Consider the following 14,115-nt stretch of genomic DNA (forward strand, 5'->3'; position numbering starts at 1 on the left):
ACGTGGGCATGCGGCCCCCCGCAGGTTTACCCTCTCTGTCCAGACGCAGTCGAATCTTGTTGGTGGTGGCTGTCGTAGTGGCGGCCTTGCTGCTCGTGGGGCCGCGACTGATCGGCATGTACACGGACTGGTTGTGGTTCGGCGAAGTCGGCTTCCGCGGTGTCTTCACCAAGGTTCTGCTGACGCGATTCGTGCTCTTCCTGGTCGTCGGAATTGTCGTCGGCGCCATCGTGTGGCTCGCGATGCTTCTCGCGTACCGCGCACGCCCGGTGTTCGTCCCGGTCTCCGGACCCAATGATCCGATCGCGCGCTACCGCACCACCGTCATGTCGCGTCTTCGTCTTTTCGGCGTGATCATTCCGGTAGCGATCGGCATCCTGTCCGGTCTCATCGCACAGGCCAACTGGGTCACTATCCAGTTGTTCCTCAACGGCCAGGCTTTCGGGATCACCGATCCTCAGTTCAACTTGGACGTCGGCTTCTACACGTTCGATCTGCCGTTCTACCGTTTCGTTCTGAATTGGTTGTTCGTCTCGATTTTGCTTGCCTTCGTGGCAAACCTGGTCACCCACTACGTTTTCGGTGGGATCAAGTTGGCCGGGCGCAATGGGACGTTCACCACGGCCGCTCGTATTCAGCTGGCTGTCATCGCCGGCACCTTTGTGCTTCTCAAGGCGGTGGCGTACTGGTTTGATCGGTACTCGTTGATGTCGAGTAGTCGTAAGGAACCGACGTTCACCGGCCCGGGCTTCACCGACATCAATGCGGTCCTGCCGGCGAAGCTCATTCTGTTGTCCATTGCGGTCATCTGCGCCTTGGCGTTCTTCGCCTCGATCTTCACGCGGGATCTTCGGATACCGGCCATGGCAGTCGCTCTACTGGTTCTTTCGTCGGTCCTCGTCGGTGCCGTCTACCCGATGATCGTCGAGCAGTTCTCCGTCAAGCCCAATGCGGCGCAGAAGGAGAGCACGTACATCGAACGAAACATCGAAGCGACCCGTCAGGCGTACGGGATCACGGAAGAAAACGTCGACTACGTCGACTATCCGGGAATTGGCACCAAGCAGCCCCAGGACGTTCCGGCAGACCGGACCACGATCGCGAACACACGCCTGTTGGATCCGACCATTCTGTCGCCGACGTTCACCGCTCAGCGTCAGCTCAAGAACTTCTACGGGTTCCCGCAGACGCTCAACGTCGATCGTTACGAACAAGACGGCCAGTTGCGCGACTTCGTTGTCGCCGCGCGTGAGCTGTCGCCGAACAACCTTTCCGGCAACCAGACGGACTGGATCAACAAGCACACGGTCTACACGCACGGCAACGGTTTCGTCGCCGCCCAGGCCAACGAAGTCACGGCCGTGCAGGGCGACAGTCAGAACAACACCGGTGGCTACCCGATCTACTCGGTGAGCGACCTGACGACCACGCCCGAGAACGAGAATCTCAAGGTGGACAATCCTCGTTCGTACTACGGCGAGGTGATCAGTCAGTCGGACGCCGATTACTCGATCGTCGGTTCTGTCGACGGCGAGGGACCTCGTGAGTACGACACCGACACCTCGAAGTACACCTACACAGGTTCGGGTGGCGTTTCGATCGGCAACTGGTTCAACCGTCTTGCATTCGCGGCGAAGTACACCGAGCGCAACATCTTGTTCTCGAGTGCAATCGGCTCGAACTCCAAGATCATCTTCAAGCGTGATCCGAAGGAAAGAGTCGAGGAGGTCGCGCCTTGGCTGACGACCGACGGCGCTGCTTACCCCGCAGTGGTCGACGGCAAGATGCAGTGGATCATCGACGGCTACACCACCGCCCAGGACTACCCGTACGCGCAGCGCAGTTCGCTCGACGGGTTGGTCGAGGACAGTATCGACCAGACGACCGGGCGCCTCATTCCGCGCCAGGAGTTCTCCTACATCCGTAACTCAGTGAAGGCCACGGTCGACGCCTACGACGGCACGGTCACGCTGTACCAGGTCGACGAGCAGGATCCGGTTCTGAAGGCATGGATGGGAGTCTTCCCGAACACGGTGAAGCCGAAGAGCGAAATCTCGGACGACCTGCAGGCGCACTTCCGGTACCCGGAGGACATGTTCAAGGTCCAGCGAGAGATGCTGGCGAAGTACCACGTCGACGATCCGAGTGAGTTCTTCACCAACAATGCGTTCTGGTCGGTTCCGAGCGATCCGACGATCGACACGTCGGCCAACCAGCCGCCGTACTACGTGCTGGTGGGCGACAAGGACACCGCGAAGGCGGATTTCCGTCTGACCAGTCCGATGGTCGGGTTCAGTCGTGAGTTGCTGTCGGCCTACATCTCGGTGGCGAACGACAAGGAGAACTACGGCAAGTTCACGGTGCTGCAGTTGCCGACAGATACGCAGACTCAGGGTCCGCAGCAGGCCCAGTCTGCGATGACGTCGGATTCGCGTGTTGCTTCGGAAGTGTCACTGCTCAAGCAGTCGAACAAGATTCAGTACGGAAACCTGCTGACTCTGCCGATTGCCGAGGGCGGAATCCTCTACGTCGAGCCCTTGTACTCGCAGCGAAACTCGCAGAACGCGTTCCCTCAGTTGGCGCGTGTGCTGGTGAGCTTCAGCGACACCAACGGCATTCGGATCGGTTATGCACCGACCGTCTCCGAGGCGATCAGTCAGATTTGGCCGGGCGCAGGTTCGGCAGCGACGGTCACCCAGCCGGCACCCGATCCTGATACCGGAGCGCAACCGGAAACGCCGACAACTCCGACGGCACCGGCCCCGCCGGCTTCTTCGGATGACGTCACGAAGGCGTTGGCCGAGGTCAATTCGGCAATGGCGGCATTGAAGTCGGCGCAACAGAGCGGTGACTTCACCAGCTACGGTGCTGCGCTCGACCGCTTGCAGAAGGCTGTTGACGCGTACCAGGCGCTGCCGAGGTAAGCGGCGTCAGTTCGTGAGTCATAGAAGGCCCGCCATCCGATCGGATGGCGGGCCTTCTTGTGTTCTCAGGTGAAGCTGCACGAGCTGAATCAGCGCAGTGCTGCAACGATCGGTGCGTTGGCATCGGAGAGCTGCTGGAACTGTGCGGCGAAGCCGTACTGGCCGGCGAGGTCACGAGCGGTGTCGTAAGCCTGCTGTGCGGCGGGCTTGAGCTCGGCCGGGATCTCGATGGCGGGAGCAACTGCGGGTGCCTCGGCGACGGGAGCCGGTGCTGCGGCGGGAGCTTCTTCGACTGCAGGCTCGCTCGCGACGGTCAGACGCTGGCCGCAGACGGGCCATGCGCCGGGGCCCTGGCTCTGCAGGGTGTTCTCGGCGACGCGGATCTGCTCTTCCTTGGAAGCGTTGGCGGGCGAGCCGGTGCCACCGTTGGCGGTCCAGGTGCTCTGCGAGAACTGCAGGCCGCCGTAGTAGCCGTTTCCGGTGTTGATGTTCCAGTCGCCACCGCTCTCGCACTGTGCGACGCCGTCCCAGTTGTGGGTGGCTGCGGAAGCGGTGCCGGTGCTCATGGTGAGGGGCACTGCGACAAGTGCGCCGGCTACTGCCAATGTGCCGAATGCACGCTTGCTGATGCTGGTGTACGTCATGTCGGGGTAAATCCTCTCCGCGCTTGCTGACATCGGCGGGCCTGCGGGTCGGCGATGATGCTGACTTTCCCGGGCGCTTGTCTCTCCGTGTCTCTGCCCCTCGAAGGTTTCGGGGGTTCCGATCCCGCGGGGCAGAGTGGAGCAGCGGCGGGTCGGCGTTCGCCCGGTTGATTCGGGCCGGGACCGACCGTACGGGAGCGTCGAACGAGGGTCGATTCGCAATTTTCCGGACTGTCTGGTCTGCTCTCGACCCAAAATTTTAGCGTTTGTGCTGGTAGAGCCTTTCCGATGCCGTTTCGACGTACGTTCGTTACATGCTTGTTATGTGTTGATGCTCACGGGTATTTTGTGAACCCAGTCACCCGATTTCGCGACTTTCAGGCGTGTATTTCGCTCCAGCGCAGGCGATTTGCGTTCCGTTCACCTGCTCGTGTAACTTTGTCCATGCATCGCGGGGTGGAGCAGCTCGGTAGCTCGCTGGGCTCATAACCCAGAGGTCGCAGGTTCAAATCCTGTCCCCGCTACTAGAAAAGGACCGCCGCACTGGATTCCAGTGCGGCGGTCCTTTTTTGTGCGCAGCCGTCGTAGGGTGGCGACGTGCGACTCTCGAAGATTCTTTTGGCGATGGCGGTGACTACTTCGCTGGTGACCACCGCTCTGGCGTTCTCGGCAGGAAGCGCTGCCGCCGGTGGGCGGATCACCGATGCGAAGCGCGTGGTCTTCATCGTTCCGGGGCAGCAGCTCTACAACTCGGGAGAAATGCACCAGGCGACCTACCGCGCCCTCGACGAGGCACTGAGCGCTGCGGGCTACGAGACACACTTCGTCGACGCACCCGGCAAGATGATTGCGGCCGACGCCGAGCTGATTGCGGATTCGATTCGCTCCTACGCTACCGGCGCTGACTCCGTCGGGGTGATCGCGCACAGTGCGGGTGGACTGAGCTCCCGGTACTACGCGAAGTTCCTCGGTGGCTCCGAAGTAGTGGATTCATTCGTCGCCATCGGTGCGCCACAGTACGGTAGCCCCGGTGGCTGCGTACAAGGCCCTGCCGACGGTTACGACACCTGCATGTTCTCCGAAGTTCTCACCAAGCTCAATGCCGGTGAGGACACTCCTGGATCTGCCTACTATTCGGTGGTGCAGAGTTCGGGCGAGTGGGCGGACGGTCGGTTGGACGGGGGCCAGTGCCGGGTGTACGTCGATGGCGTTCCCGGGGCCGGAACCGGAGGAGACCACCTCACCGAGCTCGAGCATCCAGAGGTCATCTCGAGAGCGATCAGCGCTTTGGGGCGCGACTGTGTCGGTACGTTCGTGGACGAGAACGACGGCGACATCACCTGGCCTGACACGCTGTTTCCGTCATTTCGGTAAAGCTTCAGGTCCGGGTTGTTCGGACGAGTAGCCCGGCTACGTGTGCGCTCGCGGCAGTCCTCGCCCCCAAGGCGTCACCCGATTCGATGGCCGCGACTATACGTGCGTGCTCGGTGACGGCGATCCGCCGATTGAGCTCGAGGCTCCACATGTCCGAACGGTAGAGGTGTGACTGACCATCCAGACGATGCAGGGCTTCGCTGAGCGGGTGATTGCATGCAGTCTCACGAATCAAGGTGTGGAACTCGAGGTCGAGCTTCGAATCCCGACGCTGATCCGGCGGGCTCTCGAGAAGTTCGCGTTGCACCTGCACCATCTTGTTCAGCTGTGACACGGTTTCGTGCGTGGCATTGGCCGTCGCGTTGAACGCCGCGAGACCGTCGAGTACCTCACGCACCTCGAAGACCGCGCGCAGAGACTCCGCGTCCAGCGAATCGACTTTTGCACCCGCATTCCGTGTGTGGACGGCGATGCCCTCGTAGATCAACTGCTGCACGGCCTCGCGGACCGGCGTTCGACTGACATTGAGCTTGCTCGCCAGCGCGGGAACACTCAGTGGTGTCCCCGGCGCCAGCTCGCCCGAAAAGATCAGTTCGCGAAGCGTCTCGTGCACGGACTCGGTGAGTAAAGCTCGTTCGGTGGTGGTCATCTTGTCCTCACTTCGATCCTGCACGATGTCGACGGTACCCGGGAGCGCTATCCAGCGGCGCGCACCCGGTCAGCGCTGCGACTGTCGACCTCGGGCGCCGTCGCGCCTTTCAGTCCGGCCACTTTGGCCGCGATGTTCTCAGCGATCGTGATCGGCGGGTATCCCACTTCGCCCGGTGTGAGAGTCCCTGGCAGTGCTTCGATGACGGCGTCGTAGTTCCCGTCGAAAAAGAATGCGGCAGAGCGACGTCGGATGATCTGACCATCGACGATAGGTGGGTCGACTCGGTGCACTGTCGAGCGCCATCGGTCGTTCGTCCAGCGTGCCATCGCGTCGCCGAGGTTGATCAAGAGTGCGCCGTCGGCAGGTTGGACGTCGTGCCATACGCCGTCGGCACTCAGAACTTGAAGACCCGGAACTCGATCTGCCCACAGGATGGTCAAGATTCCGAAGTCGGTGTGAGCGCCCATTCCCGTCATGTCGCCGGAGATGCGGATCTCGCCCTCGGGCAGTGCGTAGTTGTTCATCTTCATCGCGTCGATCGAATGGTCGAGCATCGAATCGAAGTACCCGGGCTGCAATCCGAGAGCGTCGGTAAAGGCGCACATCAGGATTCGTGCCAAGCCCTGGGCATGACGGAAATACTCTTCGATTGCCGGTCGGAATCCGGGCGCGGCCACGGGCCAGGTGTTGGCGGCGTAGCTGGACTCGGGTAGGTCGACGCCCGGATAGTCGCTCACCTCTGTGCCCACGACTATTGCTTCGTAGAAATCGTTCATCTGGTTCGCAGCGGCGACGCCCAGGCTCATGCTGAGTGATTCCGATTTCGGTGGTGAGTAGCCGCGGTTCTCGGACGAGGGACGGCGATAGTTGTTCTTCACCGTCAGTGGGAGAGCAAAGAACTCGTCGAGAGCGTCGGCCAGGCCTTCGGTCGCCGATCGTGGAATGCTGTGTCCGACAATCTGTATGAATCCGACCTCCCGGCACGCGCGATCGAGTTGAGCTGCCACTTCCGCACAGGCAGTGCTGTTGGTGGCGTTTGCAACCGCTGCCTCGCCGCGGAGGTACGGGCTGATATCGATCGTAGGGATTTCGAAGACAGGAGTTTCGTGGGTCATTTAAAGTCCTTGCGGCCGGACGTGTGCCACTTACCGACGAGCACACGTGAGAGGAATCCAAAGGCAGAGAAGACGAGGACACCGAACACCGACGCGATCACGATCGCGGCGATCAGATCCTCGGACTGAAGGCGGCTTCGGTAGACGTCGAGCAGGGTCCCGATACCGGGTTGTCCTTTGGCGAAGAACATGTCGCCGATGATGGCACCGACGACAACAAGGCCGGAGGCGGTGCGGATGCCGGTGAGAATGGCCGGCATTGCCGCTCGCAGTTCGAGTTTCACAAGTCGATCCCAACGCGAGGCGCGGCCTAGGGTGAAGAGTTCGTGCAGTCCGCGATCGACCGATTGCAATCCGAAGTGTGTGTTGGTGATGATCGGGAAGGCTGCGATGAGAACGCACACCAGGGTGCGCGCGGTCATGCCGTAGCCGAACCAGAGCCCGATGAGGGGGACGATGGCGAGGATGGGAATGACCTGCAGCACAACGGCATAGGGATAGACGATCCGCTCGATCCACTTGGCCTGGCTCATCAGCACGCCGGTTCCGACGCCGACTGCCACCGCGACGACGAAGCCGACCAGTGCTACCTGTGCCGTCACTGCGAGGGCTTCGAGCATGGGAGAGAGGTGTTTCCAGTCGAGTAGCGACTTTGTCAGTACTTGACTCGGCGGCGGAAGGAGAAATCGACGTTCCGGGGAGAGAACGAGGTAGCTGACGATCGACCACGCTGCGACCGCGCCGGCAAGTGAGAGCAGCGGATAGAGCAGGAAGGTGCCGAGCGCTCTCATTCGCGAGGGCCGTCCGGGCTGTGACTGTGCTCGCGCGGCGGTCGCAGAATCAGTGCGAACGGCGGAATTGCGTGCGGTGGTGCCCTGTTGCACTGCAAGGACTTCGGTCATCGTGAGCTCCCATGGAGACTGGCCGAGATCTCGGCGACGTGTTCGGTGTATCGGGCGTCGTAGCGCAGTTCCGGGCTACGCGGGTACGGGAAATCGATGTCCACGACCGAATGGATTCGTCCGGGCCGGGCGGTCATGACGACCACCTTGTTTGCGAGGTACACGGCCTCGGATACCGAGTGCGTGATGAACATCGAGGTGAACCCCTTGTCGGTGTAGAGCCTTTGCAGCTCTACCTGCATCTCCAGTCGTGTCATCTCGTCGAGAGCACCGAAAGGTTCGTCGAGCAGCATCACAGCAGGTGCGAGGGTGAGCGCACGTGCCAACGAGACGCGCATCTTCATTCCGCCCGACAACGCGTTGGGCAGTTGTTTCGCAAAGTCCGCCAGGCCCACTGCGCGAATTGCCTCGTCGGCGCGCAACTTTCGGGCTGCTTTGTCGCCGCCACCGAGTTCGGCGGACAATTCGACGTTGGCCTGCACGGTTCGCCAGGGGAGGAGAGTCGGCTCCTGGAAGATGAAGCCAACTGATTCGGTGTCGAGGGCAACCGCGCCGCTGGTCGGTCGCTCGAGGCCGGCCGCCATGCGCAACAAAGTCGACTTGCCGCAGCCGGAGGGTCCGACCACGGCGACGAAGTCTCCTCGCTCCACGTTCAGATCGATGCCGTCCAGCGCGACAGTGCCGGTATCGAACTTCTTGACGACATCGGAAAAGACCATCTGCATCGGTGCGGTGAGCTTGCGAGCGTCGGCATCCTGCATCGTGTTCGCGAGTTCCATCTGAGCCTCCGGTTCAATAATGCATGCAAAAGTTCTTCAAGATGTATGAACCATCTTGAATTGCATGTATGTCGCCTAGATTGCTGAATGTAAATGTGAGGTGACATTGCAGGTGAAGCGAGAATCCTGGCGCGCGTTACCTGATGGAAACAACTAGTCGATTGCATGTAATCCATGTGCTGCAGAGTGTGCACATCGGATCATCCTTCCTGGTTCGCCCACATCCCAATTGTTTTCACGAAGGAGACGCTGTGTATTCAAATCGCAAGGTGCATTCCAATCGCAGAAGTGTGGGAGCGGCCGGCGCGGCACTGGCCATGTGTGCAGCCATCGGATTGACTGCGTGCAGCTCCAGTGAGGCTGAGACGGCCAAGGCTGAATCTCTCGAACCAGCTGCCGAGGCTCAGAACCTAGCGGGTCTCTGTCCGGAAAACGTTGTGGTTCAACTCCAATGGCAGCCACAGTCGGATATGGGAGCGCTCTTCGAGATGCTTGGTCCCGGCTATTCGGTCGACACCGACGACAAGTCCGTCAGCGGGACTCTTGTCGCCGGAGGGAAGGACACCGGAGTCGACTTGACCTTGCGGGCCGGGGGACCGGCAATCGGGTTCCAATCCGTCAGCTCCCAGATGTACGTCGACGATTCGATCACTCTCGGCTTGGTGCACGGCGATCAGGTGATCGCGGCAGCGGCAAGTCAGCCCGTTGTGGCCGTCACGCCATTGCTCAAGTACAGCCCGGCAATCCTCATGTGGGACAAAGAGTCTCATCCGGAATGGGCGAGTGTTGCCGATATCGGCAAGTCCGACGCGAGTGTCGTCGTTTCCAAGGAGCAACTGTTTCCGCAGTGGCTCGTGGCGAAAGGCCTACTGAAGCAGTCTCAGCTCGACACGAGCTACGACGGAGCTCCCTCGCGATTTGTCGGTGACCCGACCATCGCTCAGCAAGGATTCGCGAATTCGGAACCGTACACGTACGAGAAGGAGACGCCGGCGTGGGACAAGCCGGTTTCCTATGACCTGCTGAAAGATTCGGGTTTCGACATCTACGCGTCCAATGTTTCCGTTCGTGCCGACAAGGTCGAGACACTCTCCCCGTGTTTGAGCAAGCTGGTTCCGATCATTCAGCAGGCCACCGCGGACTACATCACAGCGCCGGATACGGCGAATGCTGCCATTGTCGACGTCGTCTCGCAGGACGTGTCGTTCTCTCCCTACACCGAGGGTGAAGCAGCGTTCAGTGCCCAACTCTTGAAAGAGAAGGGCCTGATCGCGAACGAGGCGGACGGATCCGTCGGCACGTTCGACATGACGCGAGTCGCTCACACCGTCGAAGAACTGAAGCCCATCCTGAACGACGGGGGTGCGGCGATACCGCAGTCATTGACTGCAGAAGAGATCTACACCGACAAGTTCACCGATCGGTCCATCGGAATCCGCTGAAGGAGCTGACAGCAAATGACGTACGACATGACAGAACTCAACCGCGAGACCCGCATGGGTGGCCTGGGCACGGAGACCACCGACCGCGAGGTCCGAAGAATCGATCTCTCGGATTTCGAGAACCGGCGCAGCGAGATCGCCGAGGAGTTGTGGTCGGCAGCGACCGACATCGGATTCTTCCAAATCGTCAATCACGGGATCGATCTGGACCAGGTCCGCGAGGCTTTCGCGGCGGCCGAGCGATTCTTTGCACTGCCCACTGAGGTCAAAGCGCAGTATCCGCTCAAGAAGGGTTTCAACTCCGGCTGGGAGAGCATGACGCAGGTGCGTCCGTCCATCGGAACACCTGATCAGAAAGAGTCCTATCAGGTGACCCGCCCGCATATGGGTGATCTGTGGCCCACTGCAGACGAATTGGGCGGATTCCGCGAAACGATCCTGGACTTCGAAGCCAAGTGCTGGGGCATTGCGATGGACCTGTTGTCGTGCTTCGCCGAGAAGCTGGGATTCGAACGAGACTTCTTCACCAGGGCACATGACCCGTCGGTGGACACGTACCAGAGCACACTGCGACTACTCCACTACTTCCCCCTTGCCGCCGACGCAGATGTCGAAGGGATGTGGCGTGCCGGAGCACACACCGATTTCGATTGCCTGACATTGCTTTTCCAGCGTGACGGTCAGGGCGGTTTGCAACTGTGCCCGGGCAAGGAGATGGACACCCAGGAATGGACGTCAGTGGTGCCGGCTGAGGAAGCGATCACCTGCAACATCGGCGACATGCTGATGAGATGGAGTGATGACGTCCTGCCGTCGAATTTTCATCGGGTCAAGAGTCCCGGAGTCACCGACTATCGGGGAGCCCGCTACAGCCTCGCGTTCTTCGCTCAGGCGAACCGCGACGTGACCATCGAGGGGCCGGCGGGCAAGTACCCGCCGATCACTGCCGAGGACTACATCGACCAGCGAGTGCGCGCGAACTTCGCGCGTTGATCCGTATCCGTTCCGTCACACACTTTCAGGAGAACTGGCGATGACTACCGCGCCCAAGAACATGACCGACGCGATCATCCGGGACGTGACGTTGTACAGCGGCGGGCAATGGCTGACCGGCCACGACGTCGTCGTCTCGAATGGGGTGGTCGAATCGATCGAGAAGTCGACCGGCACCGCCACACCTGGAAGTGTGGACGGATCGGGGGCGTATCTGATCCCTGGGTTCGTCAACACCCATACGCACCTTCAGCAGTCACTGATGCGTGGGATCGCCGAAGGGACACCGCTTCTCGAATGGCTACTCGCGGTCGCAGAAGAGTCGGTTCAGATCACGCCGGAGCGCGCATACACGGCCACTGTCGCAGCCTCGCTGGAGGCATTGCGCAGCGGTACGACCACCCTGGTCGAACACATGTGGCCGCACCCGTCCAGCGAGGTTCACGACGCTGTGATCCGGGCGTTGCACGACACCGGGATTCGTGCCGTACTGGGACGCGGAACCGCAGACCGGGCGGACAAGACGAGGAAGTGGGGCTTCGATCCGCGGCTCATGCAACCACTCGGAGACGTTCTCGCACATACGGATCAGATGATGCGCGACGTCGCAGGTTCCCGCGTCGACGTGGCAGTCGCGGTACCGAACCCGCGTTCGCTGACCCCGGAGGGGATGTCGGAAGTGCGTGAGTTCGCGCAGGCTCGCGACCTGACGGTCTCGATTCACCTGCTCGAGACGCAGACCGACAACACGATGTGTACCGAACACGCGGGCATGAACGCGGTCGACTACCTGGATTCCCATGGGTTCTTGTGGGACCGGGTGCTGGCGGTCCACTGCGTCGAACTCGACGACCGTGGTCAGAAGGTGCTGGCGGAGCGCGGCGTCGGAGTGTCGTACAACCCCGTCAGCAACATGCGGCTCGGTAGCGGAATCGCGCCCGTCCCGAGTTTCCTCGACGCGGGGATCGCGGTGGGGTTGGGTGTGGACGGCGCAGCCAGCAACGATACTCAGGACATGCTCGAGACGCTGCGCACCGGCGCCTACGTGCAGCGAGCCGCGCGCGGCCGCGCCGACCTGCTCGGCTTCGAAGCCATGATCGACATCGCATCCGGCGGTGCAAACGCAGCACTCGGTCTGCCGGCCAGGTCCGGCGGGATCTCCGTGGGTGATCCCGCCGACCTCACCATGATTCGGTTCGAACGCGACTTCGGTTGCCTCCCGGTACGAGATCCGGGCGCGTCCATTCTCACGACGGGCAGTCGTCAGATAGTGGACACGGTGTTGGTTGCGGGCGAGGTCGTACTCCGCGACGGGCACTCCACTCGCGTCGACGAGGCGGAATTGATCCGCACGCTCAGCGCTTTGTGACTGTGCTCAGTCTTCGCTGATCTCCATCTCGATCAGGACGCGGCGCAACAGCTTTCCGGTGGCGTTGCGGGGAAGTTCGTCGATGAAGACGATCTCGCGGGGAACCTTGTAGCGCGCGAGATTCGACCGGACGTGATCCTTCAGCTCGTCGGAGTTCTGGTCGGCGCCGTGGGCGACGACGACAAACGCTCGCAGGCGGTGCCCGAAGTCGGCGTCCTCGACTCCGATGACTGCCGCTTCCAAGACGTCCTCGCGATCGGCGAGCAGGTTCTCGACTTCGAGCGGGTAGACGTTCTCGCCACCGGAGACGATCATGTCGTCGTCGCGGCCGTCGACGAAGAGGAGGCCGTTGGCGTCGAAGTGTCCGACGTCGCCGGTCGAGAGAAGTCCGTCGATACGTTCCTTGTCGCGCCCGTCGGTGTATCCCTCGAAGCTCAGCCCGCTGGCGACGAAGATCCTGCCGATCGTGTGTGGGGTGGTGATCTTCCTGTTGTTCTCGTCGAACAGTTCGACGTGACAGGTCACCGGAGCGCGGCCCGCGGTTCCCGGCGCAATGGTCAGATCCTCGGGAGTCGCGACCGTGGCCACTGCGACCTCGGTGGATCCGTACAGGTTGTAGAGGACGTACCCGAACGAGGCCGTGACTCGCTTGCACAGGTCGGGTGAGAGTGACGAACCTGCCGAGAAGATGATCTTCAGGTTCGACGTGTCGTACTTGGACAGCACGTCGGGACCGAGGTCGATGATGCGAGTGAGCATCGTCGGGACCACGACCAGACTGTCGCACTTGTACTGGGCGACAAGCTTGATCGTGTTCTCCGGATCGAACTTTCGATGCATGACGACGGTCTGGCCGAGCGCCAACGCGAGAGCGAACTGCGAGACGCCGGTTCCGTGGAAGGCGGGGGCCGCCATCATCATGGTCTGTCCGCGGCGCAACGGCACGCGGTCGAGGAACTGCGCCGACGCGAGAGGGGAGGTGTGGCCACGCGGCGCACCCTTGGGAGTTCCCGTTGTGCCGCTGGTGAGGAGGACGAAGCCACCGTTCTTCTCGGGTGCCGGCACCGACGACGTGGTGCGTCCGGCGATGGCCTCGTCGAGAGTAGCTGCCGTGGAACCGTCAGCGGCCGTGCCCTCTGGCCAGGAACGATAGACGACGACGTCGTCCGGCAAGGCATCGGCGATGTCCGCGAACTCGTCGTCGTAGACGAAGGCGACCACCTTCTCCCGCGCGGCGACGTCCACGAGTTGGGGCCGAGCGAAGCCCGTGTTCATGAGAACGAGCTTCGTTCCGTTTTTCGCTGCCGCCAGCATGGTCAGGACCAAGCCTCGATGGTTACGGCACATCGCACCCATGACGGAGTCGGAGGTGATGCCGTCGGCCTGCCACGCCCGGACCAACGCGTTGCTCTGACGCTCGAGCTCGGCATAGGTGATGGGGCCGCGCTCGTCGATGATCGCCACCGCGTCGTAGCCGTTCTCGGCGTGTGCATGGACCGGCCCGGCAAAGGGTCCGTACTTGTCCACGGCTGCAATGGATTTGAGTCCGCGATCGAGGCGAGGGAACGGGACGAGTCCGGCTCGGAACATGACCCCCGCCGCGCCGATGGTGTCAGTGACCTTGGTGACCAATCCGGGCATACGTGAACCTCTTCCGAGCGTCGTTGTAGGACTGATTACACACTAATGCGCAATCAGGTTTCGGTGGTGAAGTTTCACGATGGCGACCGAGCACTCCGCCCCGCCACCTCGAAAGGTGGCGGGGCGGAGTGTTTCGGAATCTGGTCCGTGCGACCGTCACTTCAGTTCGGCGGACGACTTTCCGAGCAGGCGGCGTGCGACGATCAGCTGCTGGATCTGCTGGGTGCCCTCGAAGATGTCGAGAATCTTCACATCTCTCGAAGTGTTTGTCGCAGTTCGG

12 protein-coding genes and 1 tRNA gene are annotated in these 14,115 nt (G+C 61.5%); 6 read left to right on the forward strand and 7 right to left on the reverse strand.

The window, feature by feature from the left end; genetic code table 11:
* Positions 1 to 8 precede the first annotated feature (8 nt).
* Complete coding sequence (locus ASU23_RS27430) at positions 9 to 2,924, forward strand: UPF0182 family protein (RefSeq protein WP_207623849.1); 2,916 nt, start codon at positions 9 to 11, stop codon at positions 2,922 to 2,924.
* Between the two features lie 89 nt (positions 2,925 to 3,013).
* Here the strand turns inward: ASU23_RS27430 and ASU23_RS27435 are convergent, their stop codons facing one another.
* A complete protein-coding gene (locus ASU23_RS27435; RefSeq protein WP_003942299.1) occupies positions 3,014 to 3,568 on the reverse strand; it encodes a transglycosylase family protein in 555 nt (184 codons plus the stop codon).
* Between the two features lie 450 nt (positions 3,569 to 4,018).
* Here ASU23_RS27435 and ASU23_RS27440 point away from each other — a divergent pair.
* Together ASU23_RS27440 and ASU23_RS27445 are read left to right on the forward strand one after the other, a co-directional pair.
* Positions 4,019 to 4,092, forward strand: a tRNA-Met gene (locus ASU23_RS27440).
* Positions 4,093 to 4,165: 73 nt separating this feature from the next.
* Positions 4,166 to 4,942 (forward strand): triacylglycerol lipase, encoded by a 777-nt coding sequence (locus tag ASU23_RS27445; RefSeq protein ID WP_058039106.1) that lies wholly within the window; start codon positions 4,166 to 4,168, stop codon positions 4,940 to 4,942.
* Between the two features lie 4 nt (positions 4,943 to 4,946).
* Here ASU23_RS27445 and ASU23_RS27450 read toward each other — a convergent pair whose 3' ends face one another.
* Genes ASU23_RS27450 through ASU23_RS27465 form a run of 4 tightly spaced genes read right to left on the reverse strand, consistent with a single transcriptional unit; the run spans position 4,947 to position 8,390 of the window.
* Positions 4,947 to 5,591: a GntR family transcriptional regulator gene (locus ASU23_RS27450; RefSeq protein ID WP_007731273.1), complete on the reverse strand. Its 645-nt coding sequence runs from the start codon at positions 5,589 to 5,591 to the stop codon at positions 4,947 to 4,949.
* A gap of 47 nt (positions 5,592 to 5,638) precedes the next feature.
* On the reverse strand, positions 5,639 to 6,709 hold the full coding sequence (locus tag ASU23_RS27455; protein ID WP_058039107.1) for an isopenicillin N synthase family oxygenase: 1,071 nt from the start codon (positions 6,707 to 6,709) through the stop codon (positions 5,639 to 5,641).
* On the reverse strand, positions 6,706 to 7,611 hold the full coding sequence (locus tag ASU23_RS27460) for an ABC transporter permease (RefSeq protein ID WP_007731277.1): 906 nt from the start codon (positions 7,609 to 7,611) through the stop codon (positions 6,706 to 6,708). Before ASU23_RS27460 ends, ASU23_RS27455 begins: the two co-directional genes overlap by 4 nt.
* On the reverse strand, positions 7,608 to 8,390 hold the full coding sequence (locus tag ASU23_RS27465) for an ABC transporter ATP-binding protein (RefSeq protein ID WP_003942349.1): 783 nt from the start codon (positions 8,388 to 8,390) through the stop codon (positions 7,608 to 7,610). The genes ASU23_RS27460 and ASU23_RS27465 overlap by 4 nt, the downstream gene beginning before the upstream one ends.
* A gap of 251 nt (positions 8,391 to 8,641) precedes the next feature.
* On the opposite strand from ASU23_RS27465, the gene ASU23_RS27470 reads away from it, so the two are divergent.
* Genes ASU23_RS27470 through ASU23_RS27480 form a run of 3 tightly spaced genes read left to right on the forward strand, consistent with a single transcriptional unit; the run spans position 8,642 to position 12,194 of the window.
* Positions 8,642 to 9,832 carry a nitrate ABC transporter substrate-binding protein gene (locus ASU23_RS27470; RefSeq protein ID WP_082661486.1) on the forward strand — a complete coding sequence of 397 codons (1,191 nt, stop codon included), beginning with the start codon at positions 8,642 to 8,644 and terminating at the stop codon, positions 9,830 to 9,832.
* Positions 9,833 to 9,847: 15 nt separating this feature from the next.
* On the forward strand, positions 9,848 to 10,825 hold the full coding sequence (locus ASU23_RS27475) for an isopenicillin N synthase family oxygenase (protein ID WP_003942293.1): 978 nt from the start codon (positions 9,848 to 9,850) through the stop codon (positions 10,823 to 10,825).
* A gap of 40 nt (positions 10,826 to 10,865) precedes the next feature.
* The gene (locus tag ASU23_RS27480) at positions 10,866 to 12,194 is read left to right on the forward strand and encodes an amidohydrolase family protein (RefSeq protein ID WP_058039108.1); all 1,329 of its coding nucleotides are present in this window, start codon (positions 10,866 to 10,868) and stop codon (positions 12,192 to 12,194) included.
* Between the two features lie 6 nt (positions 12,195 to 12,200).
* On the opposite strand, the gene ASU23_RS27485 is transcribed toward ASU23_RS27480, so the two are convergent.
* Both ASU23_RS27485 and ASU23_RS34060 read right to left on the reverse strand, forming a co-directional pair.
* Complete coding sequence (locus tag ASU23_RS27485; RefSeq protein WP_058039109.1) at positions 12,201 to 13,835, reverse strand: acyl-CoA synthetase; 1,635 nt, start codon at positions 13,833 to 13,835, stop codon at positions 12,201 to 12,203.
* Between the two features lie 156 nt (positions 13,836 to 13,991).
* The coding region (locus tag ASU23_RS34060) for an acyl-CoA dehydrogenase family protein (RefSeq protein ID WP_156423201.1) at positions 13,992 to 14,115 on the reverse strand (124 nt) is incomplete at its 5' end.

The sequence above is a fragment of the Rhodococcus sp. KB6 genome (assembly GCF_001445685.1).
GTDB lineage: Bacteria > Actinomycetota > Actinomycetes > Mycobacteriales > Mycobacteriaceae > Rhodococcus_F > Rhodococcus_F qingshengii.

Excerpts from the sequence above, each read along its gene's own strand:
- ASU23_RS27485 (WP_058039109.1), bottom strand. The coding sequence starts at position 13,835 with ATGCCCGGATTGGTCACCAAGGTCACTGACACCATCGGCGCGGCGGGG.
- ASU23_RS27450 (WP_007731273.1), bottom strand. The coding sequence starts at position 5,591 with ATGACCACCACCGAACGAGCTTTACTCACCGAGTCCGTGCACGAGACG.
- ASU23_RS27480 (WP_058039108.1), top strand. The coding sequence starts at position 10,866 with ATGACTACCGCGCCCAAGAACATGACCGACGCGATCATCCGGGACGTG.
- ASU23_RS27475 (WP_003942293.1), top strand. The coding sequence starts at position 9,848 with ATGACGTACGACATGACAGAACTCAACCGCGAGACCCGCATGGGTGGC.
- ASU23_RS27455 (WP_058039107.1), bottom strand. The coding sequence starts at position 6,709 with ATGACCCACGAAACTCCTGTCTTCGAAATCCCTACGATCGATATCAGC.
- ASU23_RS27465 (WP_003942349.1), bottom strand. The coding sequence starts at position 8,390 with ATGGAACTCGCGAACACGATGCAGGATGCCGACGCTCGCAAGCTCACC.
- ASU23_RS27430 (WP_207623849.1), top strand. The coding sequence starts at position 9 with ATGCGGCCCCCCGCAGGTTTACCCTCTCTGTCCAGACGCAGTCGAATC.
- ASU23_RS27460 (WP_007731277.1), bottom strand. The coding sequence starts at position 7,611 with ATGACCGAAGTCCTTGCAGTGCAACAGGGCACCACCGCACGCAATTCC.
- ASU23_RS27435 (WP_003942299.1), bottom strand. The coding sequence starts at position 3,568 with ATGACGTACACCAGCATCAGCAAGCGTGCATTCGGCACATTGGCAGTA.